15 protein-coding genes are annotated in these 17,085 nt (G+C 52.8%); 9 read left to right on the top strand and 6 right to left on the bottom strand.

Annotated elements, in window-relative coordinates; genetic code table 11:
• The coding region (gene nrdD, locus RDN69_RS01275; RefSeq protein WP_288218154.1) for an anaerobic ribonucleoside-triphosphate reductase at nt 1-1,963 on the top strand (1,963 nt) is incomplete at its 5' end.
• Between the two features lie 7 nt (nt 1,964-1,970).
• Entirely contained in the window at nt 1,971-2,507 is a 537-nt protein-coding gene (gene nrdG / locus RDN69_RS01280; protein ID WP_273260390.1) for an anaerobic ribonucleoside-triphosphate reductase activating protein, read from the top strand.
• Between the two features lie 367 nt (nt 2,508-2,874).
• Here the strand turns inward: nrdG and RDN69_RS01285 are convergent, their stop codons facing one another.
• The 3 genes from RDN69_RS01285 to speC all read right to left on the bottom strand — a co-directional run bounded on the left by RDN69_RS01285 (nt 2,875) and on the right by speC (nt 7,913).
• Entirely contained in the window at nt 2,875-4,941 is a 2,067-nt protein-coding gene (locus tag RDN69_RS01285; RefSeq protein ID WP_024049112.1) for a transglycosylase domain-containing protein, read from the bottom strand.
• A gap of 157 nt (nt 4,942-5,098) precedes the next feature.
• Complete coding sequence (gene rpsD / locus RDN69_RS01290; protein WP_024049113.1) at nt 5,099-5,692, bottom strand: 30S ribosomal protein S4; 594 nt, start codon at nt 5,690-5,692, stop codon at nt 5,099-5,101.
• A 73-nt stretch (nt 5,693-5,765) separates the two neighbouring features.
• Complete coding sequence (speC, locus tag RDN69_RS01295) at nt 5,766-7,913, bottom strand: ornithine decarboxylase (RefSeq protein WP_288218155.1); 2,148 nt, start codon at nt 7,911-7,913, stop codon at nt 5,766-5,768.
• A 305-nt stretch (nt 7,914-8,218) separates the two neighbouring features.
• Between speC and rplM the strand changes: the two genes are divergently transcribed.
• Nucleotides 8,219-8,659: a 50S ribosomal protein L13 gene (gene rplM / locus RDN69_RS01300; RefSeq protein WP_024049116.1), complete on the top strand. Its 441-nt coding sequence runs from the start codon at nt 8,219-8,221 to the stop codon at nt 8,657-8,659.
• A gap of 19 nt (nt 8,660-8,678) precedes the next feature.
• Nucleotides 8,679-9,071: a 30S ribosomal protein S9 gene (gene rpsI / locus RDN69_RS01305; protein ID WP_159823326.1), complete on the top strand. Its 393-nt coding sequence runs from the start codon at nt 8,679-8,681 to the stop codon at nt 9,069-9,071.
• A 164-nt stretch (nt 9,072-9,235) separates the two neighbouring features.
• On the opposite strand, the gene RDN69_RS01310 is transcribed toward rpsI, so the two are convergent.
• From RDN69_RS01310 to RDN69_RS01320, 3 genes are all read right to left on the bottom strand, one after another.
• Nucleotides 9,236-9,793: a gamma carbonic anhydrase family protein gene (locus RDN69_RS01310; protein ID WP_034439845.1), complete on the bottom strand. Its 558-nt coding sequence runs from the start codon at nt 9,791-9,793 to the stop codon at nt 9,236-9,238.
• Nucleotides 9,794-9,822: 29 nt separating this feature from the next.
• On the bottom strand, nt 9,823-10,764 hold the full coding sequence (locus RDN69_RS01315; protein WP_273260382.1) for a nitronate monooxygenase family protein: 942 nt from the start codon (nt 10,762-10,764) through the stop codon (nt 9,823-9,825).
• A 124-nt stretch (nt 10,765-10,888) separates the two neighbouring features.
• Nucleotides 10,889-11,305 (bottom strand): GNAT family N-acetyltransferase, encoded by a 417-nt coding sequence (locus tag RDN69_RS01320; protein WP_273260380.1) that lies wholly within the window; start codon nt 11,303-11,305, stop codon nt 10,889-10,891.
• A gap of 196 nt (nt 11,306-11,501) precedes the next feature.
• On the opposite strand from RDN69_RS01320, the gene RDN69_RS01325 reads away from it, so the two are divergent.
• The 5 genes from RDN69_RS01325 to gpmI are packed head-to-tail and all read left to right on the top strand — an operon-like array spanning nt 11,502 to nt 17,078.
• Entirely contained in the window at nt 11,502-12,566 is a 1,065-nt protein-coding gene (locus RDN69_RS01325; RefSeq protein WP_184327591.1) for a sugar-binding transcriptional regulator, read from the top strand.
• Nucleotides 12,544-13,551 carry a type I glyceraldehyde-3-phosphate dehydrogenase gene (gene gap / locus RDN69_RS01330; RefSeq protein ID WP_024049122.1) on the top strand — a complete coding sequence of 336 codons (1,008 nt, stop codon included), beginning with the start codon at nt 12,544-12,546 and terminating at the stop codon, nt 13,549-13,551. Before RDN69_RS01325 ends, gap begins: the two co-directional genes overlap by 23 nt.
• Nucleotides 13,552-13,596: 45 nt before the next feature.
• A complete protein-coding gene (gene pgk / locus RDN69_RS01335; protein ID WP_273260375.1) occupies nt 13,597-14,799 on the top strand; it encodes a phosphoglycerate kinase in 1,203 nt (400 codons plus the stop codon).
• Nucleotides 14,792-15,544 (top strand): triose-phosphate isomerase, encoded by a 753-nt coding sequence (gene tpiA / locus RDN69_RS01340; protein WP_273260373.1) that lies wholly within the window; start codon nt 14,792-14,794, stop codon nt 15,542-15,544. The genes pgk and tpiA overlap by 8 nt, the downstream gene beginning before the upstream one ends.
• Entirely contained in the window at nt 15,534-17,078 is a 1,545-nt protein-coding gene (gpmI, locus tag RDN69_RS01345) for a 2,3-bisphosphoglycerate-independent phosphoglycerate mutase (protein WP_288218156.1), read from the top strand. Before tpiA ends, gpmI begins: the two co-directional genes overlap by 11 nt.
• Nucleotides 17,079-17,085: the final 7 nt, after the last annotated feature.

Below are 17,085 nucleotides of genomic sequence, written 5' to 3' on the forward strand. Positions count from 1 at the left end.
AGATAAGGTCTATTATAAACTCATTGAGAACCACAACCCGGCAACGGCCCGTGCGTACGAAAACTATAAAGCGGTACAGGCATTCAAGCGCCATGAAAATACAACCGATGAAAGTATTTTCGGTTTATTAAATAAAAGCAATATTGCTGTCTTGGATGAAAACTCGAATAAAGACGCGCATGTTGTTTCGACGCAGCGTGATCTGATCGCCGGCGAAGTCTCGAAAGATATCGCCCGCCGCAAACTGATTCCCGCGGATATTGTGCAGGCACACGACAGCGGCGCGATTCATTTCCATGACATGGACTACATCATCCAGCCGATGTTTAACTGCTGCCTGATCAATTTGGAAGACATGCTCACCAACGGTACCGTTATCAACGGCAAGAAGATCGATTCGCCGAAATCGTTCCAAGTTGCCTGTACGGTAACGACGCAAATCATTGCGCAGGTCGCCAGCGGCCAGTACGGCGGACAGAGCATTAACGGCATCGATCGGATCCTGGCTCCTTTCGTGCGCAAATCATTCAACAAAATTCTCAAGAGCGTGCTCGAAGAGCAACGCGACATTTATGAAATGGAACCGGATCAGGAAAAAGCGGAAGCGATCGCCTGGAAACGTACCCGTAAAGAAGTGAAAGACGGCATTCAGACGATCCAGTACCAGATCAATACTTTGATGACGACCAATGGTCAGGCGCCGTTCGTCACGTTGTGCATGTATTTCCAACCGGATTATGAATACGCCAAAGAAGCGGCGATGATTACGGAAGAAATTTTGGCGCAGCGTTTGGAAGGCGTCAAAAACGAGCAGAATGTCTACATCACACCGGCGTTCCCGAAACTCGTTTATGTGCTTGATGAACACAATATCACACCGGACGCGCCGTACTACTATCTCACGGAACTCGCGGCGAAATGCACCGCGAAACGCATGTATCCGGACTATATCTCCGCGAAAAAGATGCGTGAAAATTATGAAGGCAATGTATTTTCACCGATGGGCTGCCGCTCCTTCCTGCGCCCGTATAAAAACGAAAAAGGCGAATACGTTTGGGACGGTCGCTTCAATCAGGGCGTCGTTTCGCTGAACTTGCCGCAAATCGGTATTTTGGCGGAACATTCGGAAGAAAAATTCTTTGAAATCTTGGAAAAACGCCTGCAACTTTGCTACAAAGCATTGATGTTGCGCTATGACTTCTTGAAAGATGTCGTGAGCGACGTGTCGCCGATTCATTGGCAGTATGGCGCGATTGCCCGCCTCAAACCGGGTGAAAAGATTTATCCGTACTTGCAGAATACCTATTCCACGCTTTCCCTCGGCTACATCGGGGTCTATGAAGCGACCAAACTCATCACCGGCGAATCGCATACCGGCGAAAAAGGTCATGCGTTTGCCGCGCGCCTGATGCACCGTCTGCGCGAAGCGGTCGATACCTGGCAGGAACAGACCGGTTTGGGATTTTCTCTGTACGGTACGCCGGCGGAAAGCCTGACCAATCGTTTCTCGTCCATTGACCGTGCGCGCTTCGGCGAAATCGAAGACATTACGGATAAAGGCTACTACACTAACAGCTATCACGTGGATGTACGTGAACCGATCAGCGTCTTTGATAAATTCCGTTTCGAATCGGAATTCCAAAAACTTTCGACCGGCGGTTGCATCTCGTATGCGGAAATCCCGAATATGAGCGGCAACGTCGATGCCGTACTGACGATGATGCGCTTCATTTACGACAATATCTGCTATGCGGAATTTAATACCAAATCGGATTACTGCCATGTCTGCGGCTTTGACGGTGAAATCAAAGTCAACGACGACATCCAGTGGGAATGCCCGCGTTGCCACAACACCGATCGTAATTTGCTGACGGTCATCCGTCGGACATGCGGCTACCTCGGTGAAAACTTCTGGAACGAAGGGCGCACGAAAGAAATCCGCGACCGCGTCCTCCATATCTGAGGCACGTATGCGTTACGGACAAATCCGGCACTACGATATCGCTAACGGTGAAGGCATTCGGACGAGTATTTTTGTCACAGGCTGCACTCACAATTGTCCGAATTGCTTCAACGTCGAATACCAGAATTTTCAGGCCGGCGAACTTTGGACGGATAAAGAAACCGCGACAGTGGTCGATTACATCAATGATCCGAATGTGGCGGGACTGACCCTTTTGGGCGGTGAGCCCATGCAAAATGTCGAGGGGCTGATCGAGGTTGTGCGCGCCGTGCGGGCGGCTCAGCCGCAAAAAAACATTTGGGTGTATTCCGGTTACACTTGGGAAGAGATCATCAGCGATCCCGTTCGATTATCGCTCCTGCGTCTGTGTGACGTGCTCGTTGACGGACGTTTTGTGGACGCGTTGCGCGATCCCGCGTTACGTTTCCGCGGCTCGTCAAATCAGCGCGTCATCGCGATCGGAGAATCTCTTTTGCAAGGGAAAATAGTATTGCATGAGGATATACATACGCATCGTCCGATTACGACGACAGCGGATACCTAATCAAAAAAAGACGGCGAAAGCCGTCTTTTTTGTTGCGAGAAAATATCTGAGGATAGGAAATCAGTGACCGTTACGAGTAAATTTAGGATTTTAAGGCGTTCACCATTACCGAATGAAGCGCGGGCGCATAAAAAATCGCGCGTGGGGATTATCCGGTGATTCTTTATCCGTCATGTATTTTATGCTATAATAAACGCGCATAGAATGGTGGCACGAACCATATATTCTAGTTAGAAACGTGCGATAGGATACCAGATCAAAAAAGGCGCTATTTTTAATAGCGCCTTTTTTCTTGCCGTATGTACCATCGGAAGACTCTTTGCATCCGTTTATAAACGCTCGGGTCAAGGAGTTCTTTCGGGATTTTTTATTCGTTGCCCGCGCCTTTCACTTTGCCGGGCACGCGTTCCGGTGTTTTATCATCGTCGTCGCTACTATTCTTAGCGGATGATTTTTTATCTTTCTTTTTGCCGTCTTTATCTTTCTTGTCTTTATCTTCGTCTTTTTTGTCAGATTCCGAGGCCGGTTGGTAAAAACCTTCCGCGGCGATTCCCTCGACACCCGGTGGCGTCGGGAAATTAGTGGCCGGCATGTCAGCGACGGCGACATTCATAAAGTCGCGCCAGATGGCCGCCGGAACGGTACCGCCCGTCAATCCCTGCAAGGTTCCGTCGAAGTCATCTCCGATCCAAACGGCCGTGGCGACGTCCGGCGTATAGCCGACAAACCACGCGTCTTTAGTGTCGTCCGTCGTACCGGTTTTACCGGCCATGGGCCGACCGATGTAAGCGTTGCCGCCCGTGCCGTGTAAGACGGCGGATTCCAGCATATTGGTAACGATGTACGCCGTTTTTTGACTGATGACTTGCGTGCCTTTGGCGGTATTTTCTTCCAATACATTACCGTTGCGGTCCACAATCCGAATGATCGCCTGCGGTTCTACGTGCACACCGCCGTTGGCCAGCACACCGTACGCCGATGCCATATCGAGCGGGATGACACCCTGCGTCAAACCGCCCAAGGCGGCGGCCAGGTTCTCATCATTGTTGTCGCCTTTGAAGACGAGGGTGCTGATGCCCATGTTTTCTGCGTTGGCGAGGATATTGTGCATGCCGACTTCCTGCGCGACTTTAACGGCCGGCACATTGACGGAATTCATCAAGGCATGGCGCAACGTCATTTTACCGCTGAATGTCCGGCTGTAGTTTTGCGGACTCCAACCGGCAATCGTGATCGGCGAGTCGTCGACGATCGTGCCCGGGGTCATACCTTTTTCCACGGCACCGATGTAGACAAAGGGTTTAAATGCCGAACCCGGTTGACGTACCGCCTGGGTGGCGCGATTGAAATGGTCCGTGCCGCGTCCGCCGACCATCGCTAAAATATGGCCGTTGTGCGGATCGATAGCGACGATAGCGCCTTGCGGCTGTCGCAATCCGTTGGCATCGGTGTAGAAGTCCGGCAGATTCGCTTCCAGCGAACGTTCCGCCGCTTCCTGCATATCCAGATCCAGCGTCGTGTAAATCTTCAAGCCTTCTTTATAAAGCGCTTCCGCATCATACTTGTCACTAATCAGCTGCTCGATGTAGCTGATGAAATAGGAAGCGCGGGAACCGCGAACCTGTTTCAGACTTTCCGGTGAACGCAAGCCTAAATCTTCCGCCTTGGCGGCGTCCGCATCTTCTTGCGAGATGAAGCCGTACTTGGCCATCTGATTCAAAACCGTGGCCTGTCGCGTTTTGGCCGCTTCCAAATTGCTGAACGGGGAGTAGTAGTTAGGACTTTGCGGTAAACCGGCCAGAAGAGCGCATTGCGCCAAGTCCAGGTCGCTTACCGTTTTACCGAAATAAATATTGGCCGCAGTCTGAATCCCATAGGCGCCTTCACCGAAATAAATTTGGTTCATGTACATTTCCAAAATTTCGGGTTTGGTGTATTCGCGTTCAATTTGCAACGCCAAAATCGCTTCCTGGAATTTACGTTCCAAGGTGCGGTTCTGCGTCAAAAACGCGTTGCGGGCGAGCTGCTGCGTAATCGTACTGCCGCCTTGCGCGATGCCGTTGTGCGTAATGTTGGCAAAGACCGCGCGCATGATGCCGCGGGGATCGATACCGTGATGATCATAAAAACGGATATCTTCCGCTGCCAAAAAGGCATGCTGCAAATTCTCGGGGACCTGATCCAGCGAAACCGGTAACCGATTTTCCTCCGCATGAATGGTCGTAATCAGACGACCCTTGATGTCAAATACCTGCGATGATGCCGCCGGCGTACCCGTTTGCTGCACATCGGGCAAATTACTGATGGTCGCGCCGATAAATCCGCAACCGGCGCCAAGTAAAATGACCAGCGCGATGATTGCGGCGATAATGAGCGTACTCTTATTTGCACCGCGTTTTTTTCGTTTTCGCGCGCGCGTGCTCGAATGTCGCATAAATGCCTCCTTTTAATTATCACACTGCTATTTATTATACCATTAACGGCATCTTTTATAAATTACAGATCAAGAAGAGGAAAAGATACTATTAACTTCCGCGCTACGATTATCAACAATAAAAAACCTCCCTTTGCAAGGGAGGTTTTGCAAATTCTTACTTGTTGTACAACTCGACGATAAGCGTTTCGTTAATGTCGTTCGCGAACGGCAATTCTTCACGCAGCGGGAGACGGGTGTAAGTGGCTTCCCATTTGTCGAAGTTCTTTTCAATATAAGGCAGCTCGAAGGAACGAACTTCCTGGAAGCTGGCCTTGAACATTTCATTGGCACGTTGATCTTCTTTCAACGAGATGACCTGACCCGGGGTTACACTGTACGACGGGATGTCAACGCGTTTGCCGTCAACGAGGATCAAACCGTGGTTCACCATCTGGCGAGCCTGACGGATCGAACGCGCGAAGCCGATACGATAGACGAGGTTGTCCAGGCGGCTTTCGAGGAGGAACAGAAGGTTTTCACCAACGATGCCTTCCATTTTACGCGCTTTGACGTAGTAACGATAGAACTGACGTTCCAATAAATTGTAGATAGCTTTAACTTTTTGTTTTTCCAAGAGCTGGGTGCCGTATTCCGAGATTTTACGCGGGCGACGCTCTTTGGACTGCCGTTTTAACGCTTTCGGATGACCGTAGATGTTGAGGTCAAACCGTCGGCTCGCCTTAAAACGTGCGTTCCGATTTGTTGCCATGCAATCACTCCTTTACAAATTTAGCAATAGCTTATTTCAAGCTTTACAAGTGTACCATGAATATAATTTCGTGTCAATCATAAATTGCACGTCGAGAAGGTCTGGGCGGCGCTTCATACACATACGCGTACAGTTCCGGTGTGCCGTCGCTGCGTTGGCGCTGATGCACGCCCTGAATTTCGGGGGCGAATCCCGGCAAGGCTTGCATCGCGCGTTCGAGAACCGTAAAGTATTCGACGGCGGTTTTGGTCCAACGCTCCCCGGCGACGATGGTGAAAATGCCCGGCGGATACGGCAGCGCGCCTTCCAACGCGATCTCGCCCGCAAGTTCGCGAAGCGGCAGCGCGCGCGCCTGATTGCGGCGGAGCGCAAGTGTGGCTTCGGCGGCGGACAGGGCGACCGGCGGTAAATACTCGGCCGCGAACAGCTTACGTTGTAATTGGCTGACGTTCGCCTCTTTGTAAAAATCGTGCAGCTTTTGGCACAGCCAGCGGATCGATCGCGTACGGTAGACGTCCGGATACGCCGCCGCCACGCGGGGGAGCACATCGGCGACGGGGGCGTCTTCTTCGATGGCTTTTTCCAGTTGCACGAGCAGATCGACCAACCGGTTCAACTTGGCGGGAGACTCCGCCGGGGTGATTAAAAAGAGCAGCGAGTTCAAATCGCTTTTTTCCGGTGTCATGCCGTGTTCTTGCAGGTAATGCGAGACGATACTGCCCGGCACGCCGAACTCTTCATACGTGCCGTCACGAAGGGAAATGCCCGGTGTATACAGTAAAATTTTGCAGGGATCGAGCGCGTATTGCTCTTTGGCAAAACCGGTGAAGCCGTGCCAGGACGCGTCGGGATCGATGGCGAAATAGCGCCGGTCGGAGATGATCACGTCGGTCGGGATATCTTGCCAAGGAGTACCGTCAACGGTCGGTGGTACAAAGGGTTGGAAATACCGGCAGCGTTTTAATATTTCTTTTTTTGCATCGGTCGCTACGGTGGCGGCGTCGCGCCAAAGTTGTTCGCCGTGCGGAGCTTCATGGATTTTCGCGTTCATATCAAGCGACGCGAAAAGCGGATAGTTCGGTGACGTCGACGCGTGCAACAAAAAGGCGTCATTGAAACGGTCGTGATTGACGTACCGCGCCTGATCTTTAATGTGGTTATCCTTTTTATGAATCTGCGAGGTTTGCGCAAATCCCGCCAACTGTTTGTGCACGGATTGCGTCACTAAAATTCCCGGATCGTTCGGACCGAGTTCCAGGGTGAGCGGGCTCATCGGTGCCAGCATCGGTAAAAATTGTTCATAGCCGACCCAGGCGCAATCAAATAAAATGTAATCGCACAACTGACCGACGCTTTCTACAATTTGACGGGCATTGTACAAAATGCCGTCGTACGTACCGAGCTGAAAAATGCCGAGGCGGAACGGTCGCGGCAGATCCGCTTTAGCGGCGTCGACTTTGCGGATACGTTCCCGCAATGCGTTTTCGTCGAGCGCGGCCGCCGGCATGCCGCCGATAAAACCGTACGGATTACGCGTGGCTTCCAAATACACCGGTGTCGCGCCGGCGAGCACCAGCGCGCCATGGTGCGCGGATTTATGATTGTTGCGATCGAAAAGCACCAGATCGCCGGGAGTCAACAGCGCCGTCGCGCAAACTTTATTGGCGGTTGAGGTGCCGTTTAAGACGAAGTAGGTGCGGTCGCTGTGGAACACTTCGGCCGCATGCTGTTCCGCCGCCGCGGCGAAACCGTCGTGGGTCAACATATCGCCCAGGTAACCGTCCGAAGACGAAAGGTCACTGCGGAACGTATTGGCGCCGTAAAAATCATAGAAGAGGCGACCGGCGCGCGTGCGGCGGAAAAATTCGCCACCGTGATGGCCGGGGGTCGCAAAGGATGTCTGATCGCCGTCGGTATAATCAATCATCGCGGCGACAAAAGGCGGCAATAAACCTTGCTCAAATCGTTTCGCGGCTGCGAGCACCACTTCGTTCACTTGGTCTTTACGCAGACGTGTAAAATGCGGCGCATCACTGTCTACGATAAAACGAGGCAGGTCATCGGCAGCTTGAAAGCGGCGGGCGAGCGACCGATCCTCCGCGCTTAAGACAACGGCCGCGCAAGCGTCGGGATCCGCCTGCGCCGGGCTGACAAAAGTCACGGTTCCGGGGGCGAATAACTCCCGCAACGCGGGACTGACCGCAAGTTGGGAAATAATCATAGGAGCCTCTTTTCTATAATGGTATAAAAATTTATTTTCATTATACTGGAAAGTTTACCGCCGGCGCAAAACCGCGCCCATGCGATGAGCGAAAATGGGCCGCTGAAAAAAGTCTTTACGCGGGCATAAAAATTCGTTATTATATTTACATTACTTTAACGACAGAAATCCGAATTTGTGATGAAAATTTCTTGACAAACATGATCTTAACGTCTAAAATAATACGAGTGAACTTTTGTCCTACCCATTAGCCCCGGAAAGGATAACCGTTTACGTTTCGATTTTGATAAGGAGGAATTCTACGCATGAAAACTACGTTTATGGCCAATCCGAGCAACATTGAGCGGAAATGGTACATCGTTGACGCGGAAGGCAAAACGCTCGGCCGTTTAGCTGCCGAAGTCGCGAAAGTCCTGCGGGGCAAACATAAGCCGACTTACACACCGCATCAAGATACGGGCGATTTTGTGATCGTCATTAACGCGGCGAAAGTCGTTGTTACGGGTAAAAAATTAGAACAGAAAAAATATTTCCGTCATTCCGGTTATCCGGGCGGCGGCCGTTTCATTCATCTGAACTGGCTCTTGGAACGTCGGCCGGAACAGGTTATTGAAATGGCGGTTCGCGGCATGTTGCCGAAGAACTCGCTGGGCGAAAATATGTATCGTAAATTGAAAGTATACGCCGGTGCGGAACATCCGCATGCTGCACAGCAACCGGAAGTACTTGAGTTGAATATTCGTTAACCGGAAGGAGGAACCGTAAATGGCAGTAGCACAATACTACGGCACAGGTCGTAGAAAGAAATCCGTTGCCCGCGTTCGTCTTGTTCCGGGCCAAGGCCGAATCATAATCAACAATCGTGAGATGTCTGATTACTTTGGTTTGAAAACACTCGAGCTGATCGTTAAACAACCGCTCGAACTGACCAACACCACCGACCAGTATGATGTTTTGGTAAATGTCAATGGCGGCGGCGCGACCGGTCAAGCCGGTGCGATTCGTCACGGCATCAGCCGCGCGCTCTTGGAAGTCGATGCTGATTTCCGTAAAGCGCTCAAAAAAGAAGGTTTCCTGACTCGTGACCCGCGCATGAAAGAACGTAAAAAATACGGTCTTAAGAAAGCGCGTAAGGCAAGCCAGTTCTCGAAACGTTAATTGTACCAAACAAAAACCCTGCCGAGGCAGGGTTTTTTTATTATTGAAAAATATTTCGGGCAAAGGCAGTGCCGGCTTGATGGAAACAACAAATGCCGTACGGCCGGCGAGGTACCGATGGTTAGATACAAAAAAAGAATCTCCGCGGAGATTCTTTTTTATGGTCAAATGATCGTTTCGCCGTGATATGTTTCACCCGGCGCATCCGGATACAAATTGTATTGGACCGTCCACTCATCTTTGTACTTAATCGCCTGACTGTGAATATTATCCCATTGGTCATGCGTGCGCACCACGCGTCCCGGCACACCGACGACGAGTGAATTCGGCGGAATCTGTTGGTTTTCCAGGACCAGCGCGCCGGCGGCGATAATCGAACCGCGGCCGACATGCGCGCCGGTTAAAACTTTAGCGCCCATACCGATCAACACATGATCTTCGACCGTGGCGCCGTGAACGACCGCGCTGTGGCCGATAGTGACATAATCGCCGATGATGCAGGGATAGCCTTTCGCCACATGCAGGCAGACGAGATCCTGCACATTGGAATATTTGCCGACGGAAATGTAATCGACATCGCCGCGAGCTACCGCATTGTACCAGAAACTGCTCCATTCATCGGCACGAACATCACCGATAATTTTAGCGCCTTCCGCGACATAGACGTTTTCATGCAAGGCGGGTGAAACGCCATGGAACGAATCTCCATCATAGGTGTACATAGAAGCTTCCTTTCCGTTATTTACAAAAGTTATTTCAGTAATTGCGGGGCGTTCTGCAAACGTTCCGTCATTTCGTGAATAATTTCATCCACGATTTCTTTCGCCGGTTGGATCTTGGTCAAACGGTTCAAGCCCTGGCCGACTTGCACAACGCCGTTTACCGTGTCGCCGTCGACCGCGGCGAGACGATTCGTGCCGCGTGAAAGAGCGGTGAGAACGTCATCGGCGGCGCCTTCACGCTCGAGACGCAAGTATTCATCCGTGAATGCGCTGCGCAAACCGCGGACGTTGTTGTTGCGCGTAAAACCGGTGATGACGGAATCCGTATCGGTGGCGGCAATGATGGCGTCTTTCGAATTTTGATGGACTTGGCACTCTTCGGCTAAGAGGAAGCGCGAGCCCATCTGCACGCCGTCCGCGCCCATCAGGAGAGCCGCGGCCATACCGCGACCGTCGACAATGGAGCCGGCAACGATGATCGGAATATCGATTTCCGGAATGACATTTGTCATGAGCGCCATCGTCGTTTGCATGCCGTCGTGACCGCCGGCTTCAAAGCCTTCGATGACCAGCGCGTCGGCGCCTTTTTCCTGCACGCGTTTAGCGAGTTTGACGCTAGGCACGACCGGGATCGCTTTAACGCCGGCACGGTGCAACGGTTCGAAGTAAGGCACCGGATTGCCCGCGCCGATGGTCGCGAAAGCAACTTTTTCTTCGCAAATAATTTCGAGCACTTCATCTTTATTCGGCGCCTGCAACATCAAATTCACGCCGAAGGGATGATCGGTTAATTCCTTCGTTTTACGAATCTGTTCGTGAATCCATTCTGACGACTGGCCGCCGGTCGCAATCACGCCGGTGGCGCCGGCATTCGCAACAGCGCTTACCAGAGTCGATTCGGAGATCCAGGCCATGGCACCCTGAATAATCGGGTATCGAATACCGAGCAGTTCGGTCAGTTTCGTTTTCATACCATTTCCCCCTTATAATGAATATTTTCTATTTATAACTTAATTATAAACTAAAAACATCATGCGTTCAATGAAAATACAACAATGAGCTTGCGAATTTCGCATAGAAATAAATTCTTGCATGCTATATTTTTTTATACAGCCAACGATGCGGTTCCCCTTCGTCCATATGAACTTCTTCGGGGTCGCCGGTATAACCGTTGCGCAAATAAAAGTTTTGGGCGCGCACTTGCGCGGAAAGCATAATTTTTTTGCCGCCCAGTTTTTTGATGGCAGCTTCCGCCGCTTCCAAAATCACGGTGCCCAACTGTTGATGGCGGTGGTCTTTAGCGACGGCCATTCGACCGATGTAGTAGGCGCCGTCTTCTTCCGCCGGGAAAAAGCGGCAGGTGCCTACCGCGCGATCACTTTCCCAATAGATCACATGGTGGGCGGACTGGTCGATTTCATCAAATTCGTTTTCAAAACCCTGCTCATGAATAAAAACATCTTCCCGCAGCTTACGCGCCTCGGCGGGCAATGTGGTGCTGACAGTAATCATATCGCTCCTTTACATTTATAAATTTAGTATAGCAAACAAAGCGGTGTTTCCGTAACCGGTTTCGTGAGGCCATATAATGCGGTGCAAAGAACAGCATTTCGGTTCGCCGTTGCGTCTTGAGATTTCTTTTGCTACAATGAATGCGGGAATATTTTTTTACCGCAGTTGGACAAAAAATGTCCCGCGGGCAAGCGAGGTGATTGCGACGAAAGAAGACGTATTGGTGAGCTTGGTTCCGGAACTTTTTGCCGAAGCGGAACGCCGGTACGCCGTTCTCAAAGAAGTCTCGTTGCAAGCGCCGATCGGACGCCGCGCCATTGCGGATGCGACAGGCTTTACCGAGCGGGTGGTGCGCAATCTTGCCGCCGAGCTCGAGGCGAACGGCTTAGTGACCGTCACTCCTGCCGGTATTTCCATGACTCGACGCGGTGAACAGCTGCTGGTCGATTTAGCCGCCTATTTCCGTACGCGCCAATCAGTGAAACGACTGGAACGTGAACTGGTGGAAATTTTGGCGATGAAAGAAGTACGGATTGTGCGCGGCGATTCGTCAAGGGATCGCACCGTGCAACGCAACCTGGCGCAAGAAGGCGCGCTGTTGGTGGCCCGCTATTTGGCGGATGATTTAGTGGTCGCCGTTTCCGGCGGTACGACATTATCCTTGGTGGCCAAAGCGTTACCGGAGAGCACGGCGAAAGTAACTGTGGTGCCGGCGCGCGGCGGTTTCGGCGAAACGCTCGAAACGCAGGCCAACACGATTGCGGCGATGGTGGCGCGGAAAACGCGCGGGACCTATCGCATGCTGCACGTGCCGGACGGATTTTCTCCGGAATTGATTGACATCCTGCGGCGCGAGGATAAAAGCTTGCGGGAAGTGGAAGCGCTGATTCATCGTGCGGATCTTTTGATCATGGGCATCGGTGATGCGGCACGCATGGCGGATTTGCGTCAAATTCCGCCGGCGGAACGCGCGACGCTGATGACCGGCGGCGCGGTCGGTGAAACGCTCGGGTATTATGCGCGAGCCGATGGTGAAATTGTGTATTGCCGGCACAATGTCGGGCTGACGTTAGAGGAGCTCGGAAGCGTGCCGGATGTAGTTTTGGTCGCCGGCGGGTCGCAAAAAGCGGCCGCGATTTTGGCGATGGCGCGGGCCGGAGTACATGGCCGTTTGGTCACGGATGAAGGCGCCGCACAGGCAATTTATCAAATAGTGAACAGCCAGAGGAGGCAAACTCATGTCAACAAAAGTCGGGATTAACGGATTTGGACGAATCGGCAGAAACGTATTTCGCGTAGCGATGAACAACCCGGAAGTGGAAATCGTCGCGATCAACGATCCGGGCAACATCGAAGCATTGGCGCATTTACTGCAGTACGATTCGGTGCATGGCGAACTCGATGCGAAAATTGAAATCAAAGGCTCCGCGCTTGTCATTGACGGGAAAGAAATCGAAGTCACGCAGGAACTGGATCCGGCGAAGATTCCCTGGGGTAAAAACGGCGCCGAAGTGGTTATTGAATCCACCGGCCGCTTTACCAACGCGGAAGATGCGAAAAAACATTTGCATGAAACGGTGAAAAAAGTCGTGATTTCCGCGCCGGCGAAAAACGAAGATATTACGATTGTCATGGGCGTTAACCAGGATAAATATGACGCCGCTAAGCATCATGTCATTTCCAACGCGTCCTGCACGACGAACTGCCTCGCTCCGTTTACGAAAGTATTGCATGATACCTTCGGGATCAAAAAAGGTCTCATGACCACAGTGCATGCGTACACGAACGACCAGCGTTTGCTGGACTTGCCGCATAAAGATATGCGTCGCGCCCGCGCGGCCGCGCAGAACATCATCCCGACGAGCACCGGCGCGGCGAAAGCGATCGCTCTCGTGATTCCGGAACTCAAAGGCAAATTGAACGGCTTCGCGATGCGTGTGCCGGTACCGAATGTATCGATCACCGATTTGACTTGCGAAGTCGAAAAAGATACGACGGTCGAAGAAGTCAACGCGGCACTGAAAAAAGCCGCGGAAGGCGAACTCAAAGGCATCCTCGGTTACTCGGAAAAACCGCTTGTCTCCAGCGACTACAACGGTTGCCCGAACAGCTCGACAGTCGACAGTCTCTTGACCTCGGTCATCGACGGAAACATGGTGAAAGTGGTTTCCTGGTATGACAACGAATGGGGCTATTCCAACCGCTTGGTGGATCTCGTATCCTACATCGGTAAGCAAGGTTTATAATGGTAAAGGCCGCATTTTGCGGCCTTTTTTTACTAAGGAGGCAATATGCCGGTATTACAAGTGACGGATCTTGATGTAGCGGGCAAAAAAGTTTACGTGCGCGTAGACTTTAACGTACCGCTCGCTGATGACGGCACGATTACGGATGATACGCGCTTGCGCGCTGCGGTGCCGACCGTTCAATGGCTGCGCGAGCATGGTGCGGCCGTCATTTTGGCGGCGCATTTGGGACGCCCGAAAGGCAAAGCGGTAGCGGCGCTTTCGCTGCAAGCGGTAGTGGCGCATTTGTCTGCGCTTTTGGGGACCCCGGTGCAATTCGCCGCGGACTGCGTGGGCGAAGAAGCCAAGCAAAAAGCGGCGCGACTTGCCGCGGGCGAAGTGTTGCTGCTCGAAAATGTACGCTTTCATGCGGAAGAAACGAAAAATGATCCGGCGTTTGCCAAACAATTGGCGGAGCTGGTGGATCTTGCGGTCAATGACGCTTTCGGCGTATCGCATCGGGCGCACGCGTCCGTGGTCGGCGTGAGCGAATATTTGCCGATGGCGGCGGGCTTACTGCTCCACGAAGAAATCGAACACCTCGACAAAGCGGCCAAGAATCCGAAACGTCCGTTCGTGGCGATTATCGGCGGCGCGAAAGTGTCGGATAAAATCGGCGTTATTCAACGGTTTGTGGAATTGGCAGATACCGTCATCATCGGCGGCGGCATGGCCAATACCTTCCTGTTGGCGCAAGGATACAAAATCGGCACATCACTCGTTGAAAAAGATAAACTCGATGTGGCGCAGGCGGTGATCAAAGCGGCGGCGCAACATCAAACCGAACTGCTGTTGCCGACAGACGTGGTAGTCGCTCCGGAATTTTCCGCCGATGCGACTCCGACGATCGTGCCGGTTGCGGATGTACCCGGTGATCAAATGATTTTGGATGCGGGTCCGGACACGGTGGCGGCGTACGAAGCGGCGATTCACGATGCGGCGACTATCGTTTGGAACGGTCCGCTGGGCGTGTTTGAGTTCCCGGCCTTTGCCAAAGGAACGCAGGCGCTTGCCCGCGCGGTCGCGCAAAGCGATGCGTACTCGATCGTCGGCGGCGGCGACAGTGTAGCGGCTGTCAACCAAAGCGGCGTGGCGGATCAAATTTCTCATATTTCGACCGGTGGCGGCGCTTCCTTGGAATACTTGGAAGGCAAACCTCTGCCGGGTATTGCCTGCCTCGCGCAGAAAAAGGAGGGCATCGATGCGTAAACCTATCATTGCCGGAAACTGGAAAATGAATACGGATCTGTCCCGGGCTTGCGAACTTACGGAAGAACTTGTCGGCAAAGAACTTGCGACACGGGCGGAAGTCATTTTATGTCCGCCGTTCATTTCGCTGGCCGCGGTCGGCGAACGAATTGCGGACACCCCGCTTAAACTCGGCGCGCAAAACATGCACTGGGAAGAATCCGGGGCGTTTACCGGTGAAATATCTCCGACCATGCTGACATCGGTCGGCTGTGAATATGTCATTTTGGGACATTCGGAACGTCGGCAACTGTTCAGCGAAACGGATCCTCGCGTCAATAAAAAGGCGAAAGCGGCGCTCGATCACGGCTTAACGCCGATTATTTGCGTCGGCGAAACGCTTCGGCAGCGGGAAGAGGACGAGTGGCGCGGCCATATTGAAAGCCAGGTCAAAGCGGCGTTGATTAATCTGTCCGCGGAGGAAGTGGCGACGCTTGTCATGGCGTACGAACCGATCTGGGCGATCGGCACGGGCAAAACGGCAACCGTTGAGCAGGCGAATGACGTCTGCCGTCTTATTCGCGTCACGATTGAGACCATCGCCGGTCACGATGCGGCGGAAGCGGTGCGCATCCTTTACGGCGGCAGCGTCAAGCCGGACAACATCAGCGCGCTGATGGCGGCGCCGCACATTGATGGGGCCTTGGTTGGCGGCGCATCCCTCAAGGCCGATGATTTCGCCGCGGTGGTTAATTATGAAAAATGAAGGAGTATCTTCCGGTCGCGGACCGGTGATGTTGGTTATTATGGACGGCTGGGGCATCGGTAAATCCGGCGATCCGTATGATGCGATTCAAACGTCGGGTATTACTCATTTTCCGCAGTGGTGGAAAGAATATCCGCACGCGACGCTCACCACTTCGGGTGAAAAAGTGGGATTGCCGGCGGGACAAATCGGTAATTCCGAAGTCGGTCATTTAAATATCGGCGCCGGTCGGATCATCTTTCAGGATTTGACGCGGATTCATCGCGATATTGCCTCAGGCGAATTTTTCAGCCAGCCGGTGCTTGTCGAACTGCTCGAAAAAGTCGCGGCAAGGGGCGGAGCGCTCCACCTCCTCGGTCTCGTTTCGCCGGGCGGCGTACACAGCCACGAAGAGCATTTGTTGGCGTGCGTCAAAGCGGCGCACGAGCATGGTATTAAAGAGGTGTACGTGCATGCGTTTTTAGACGGACGTGATGTGCCGCCAAAATGTGCGGGACCGTCGCTTGCGCATGTGGAAGAGGAAATGCAAAAAATCGGTTGCGGACGCATTGCCACATTGTGCGGTCGTTACTACGCTATGGATCGCGACAAACGGTATGAACGCACGCGTCTCGCGTATGATTTGGTGACCGCGGGCGTGGGAACGATCGCGCCGACGGCGGCGGAAGGTTTGCAGCGCGCGTACGAACGCGGCGAAACAGATGAATTCGTGTTGCCGACACGGATCGGTGAGGCGGTTACCATGCAGCCGAAAGACGGCGGCATTTTTATCAATTTCCGTCCCGACCGGGCGCGGCAATTGACAGCGGCGATCGCTGAGGTCGAATTCGCAGGCTTTGAACGACCGCGGGTGCCGGCCTTGGAACTCATCACGATGACGCCGTACGAAGCAGCTTTTCATACACCCGTGATTTACCGCAAGGAACAGCCGCAAAATACCTTCGGCGAATTGGTAAGCAAAGCGGGCTTGCGTCAGTTGCGCATCGCTGAAACGGAAAAATACGCGCATGTCACGTATTTCTTCAACGGCGGCCGTGAAGAACCGTTCCCGGGCGAAGATCGCATTTTAGTGCCGTCGCCGAAAGTGGCGACGTATGATCTGCAACCGGAAATGAGCGCGTATATCGTGACGGAGAAATTACTGGAGGCATTACGCACGCATACGTACGATGCGATTATTTTGAATTTCGCCAATGCAGATATGGTCGGTCATACCGGCGTGCTGGCGGCGGCGCAGGAAGCTGTACGCACAGTGGACAAATGCGTGGCGACGCTCTGGGAAGAAGTGAAATCCCAAGACGGTGAAATGCTGATTACCGCCGACCACGGGAACGCGGAACGCATGTGGGACGAGGCGTCACAAGGCCCGAACACAGCGCATACGACGAACCCCGTACCGCTCGTATTGCTGAGCGAAAAAAATAAAAATAAAACGCTCCATGACGGCATCTTAGCCGACTTGGCGCCGACGCTTTTAACGTTAATGGGAATGTCCGTGCCCGCCGAAATGACAGGCCGGTCACTATTGGACTAGGAGGACC

Origin of the sequence: uncultured Negativicoccus sp. (assembly GCF_902480485.1) — a bacterium.
In the GTDB taxonomy this organism is placed as follows: domain Bacteria; phylum Bacillota; class Negativicutes; order Veillonellales; family Negativicoccaceae; genus Negativicoccus; species Negativicoccus succinicivorans.

Coding starts and splice junctions, on each gene's coding strand:
- rplM (WP_024049116.1), top strand. CDS start 8,219: ATGAAAACTACGTTTATGGCCAATCCGAGCAACATTGAGCGGAAATGG.
- gpmI (WP_288218156.1), top strand. CDS start 15,534: ATGAAAAATGAAGGAGTATCTTCCGGTCGCGGACCGGTGATGTTGGTT.
- RDN69_RS01285 (WP_024049112.1), bottom strand. CDS start 4,941: ATGCGACATTCGAGCACGCGCGCGCGAAAACGAAAAAAACGCGGTGCA.
- RDN69_RS01320 (WP_273260380.1), bottom strand. CDS start 11,305: ATGATTACTGTCAGCACCACATTGCCCGCCGAGGCGCGTAAGCTGCGG.
- pgk (WP_273260375.1), top strand. CDS start 13,597: ATGCCGGTATTACAAGTGACGGATCTTGATGTAGCGGGCAAAAAAGTT.
- RDN69_RS01310 (WP_034439845.1), bottom strand. CDS start 9,793: ATGTACACCTATGATGGAGATTCGTTCCATGGCGTTTCACCCGCCTTG.
- RDN69_RS01315 (WP_273260382.1), bottom strand. CDS start 10,764: ATGAAAACGAAACTGACCGAACTGCTCGGTATTCGATACCCGATTATT.
- rpsI (WP_159823326.1), top strand. CDS start 8,679: ATGGCAGTAGCACAATACTACGGCACAGGTCGTAGAAAGAAATCCGTT.
- gap (WP_024049122.1), top strand. CDS start 12,544: ATGTCAACAAAAGTCGGGATTAACGGATTTGGACGAATCGGCAGAAAC.
- speC (WP_288218155.1), bottom strand. CDS start 7,913: ATGATTATTTCCCAACTTGCGGTCAGTCCCGCGTTGCGGGAGTTATTC.
- tpiA (WP_273260373.1), top strand. CDS start 14,792: ATGCGTAAACCTATCATTGCCGGAAACTGGAAAATGAATACGGATCTG.
- nrdG (WP_273260390.1), top strand. CDS start 1,971: ATGCGTTACGGACAAATCCGGCACTACGATATCGCTAACGGTGAAGGC.
- rpsD (WP_024049113.1), bottom strand. CDS start 5,692: ATGGCAACAAATCGGAACGCACGTTTTAAGGCGAGCCGACGGTTTGAC.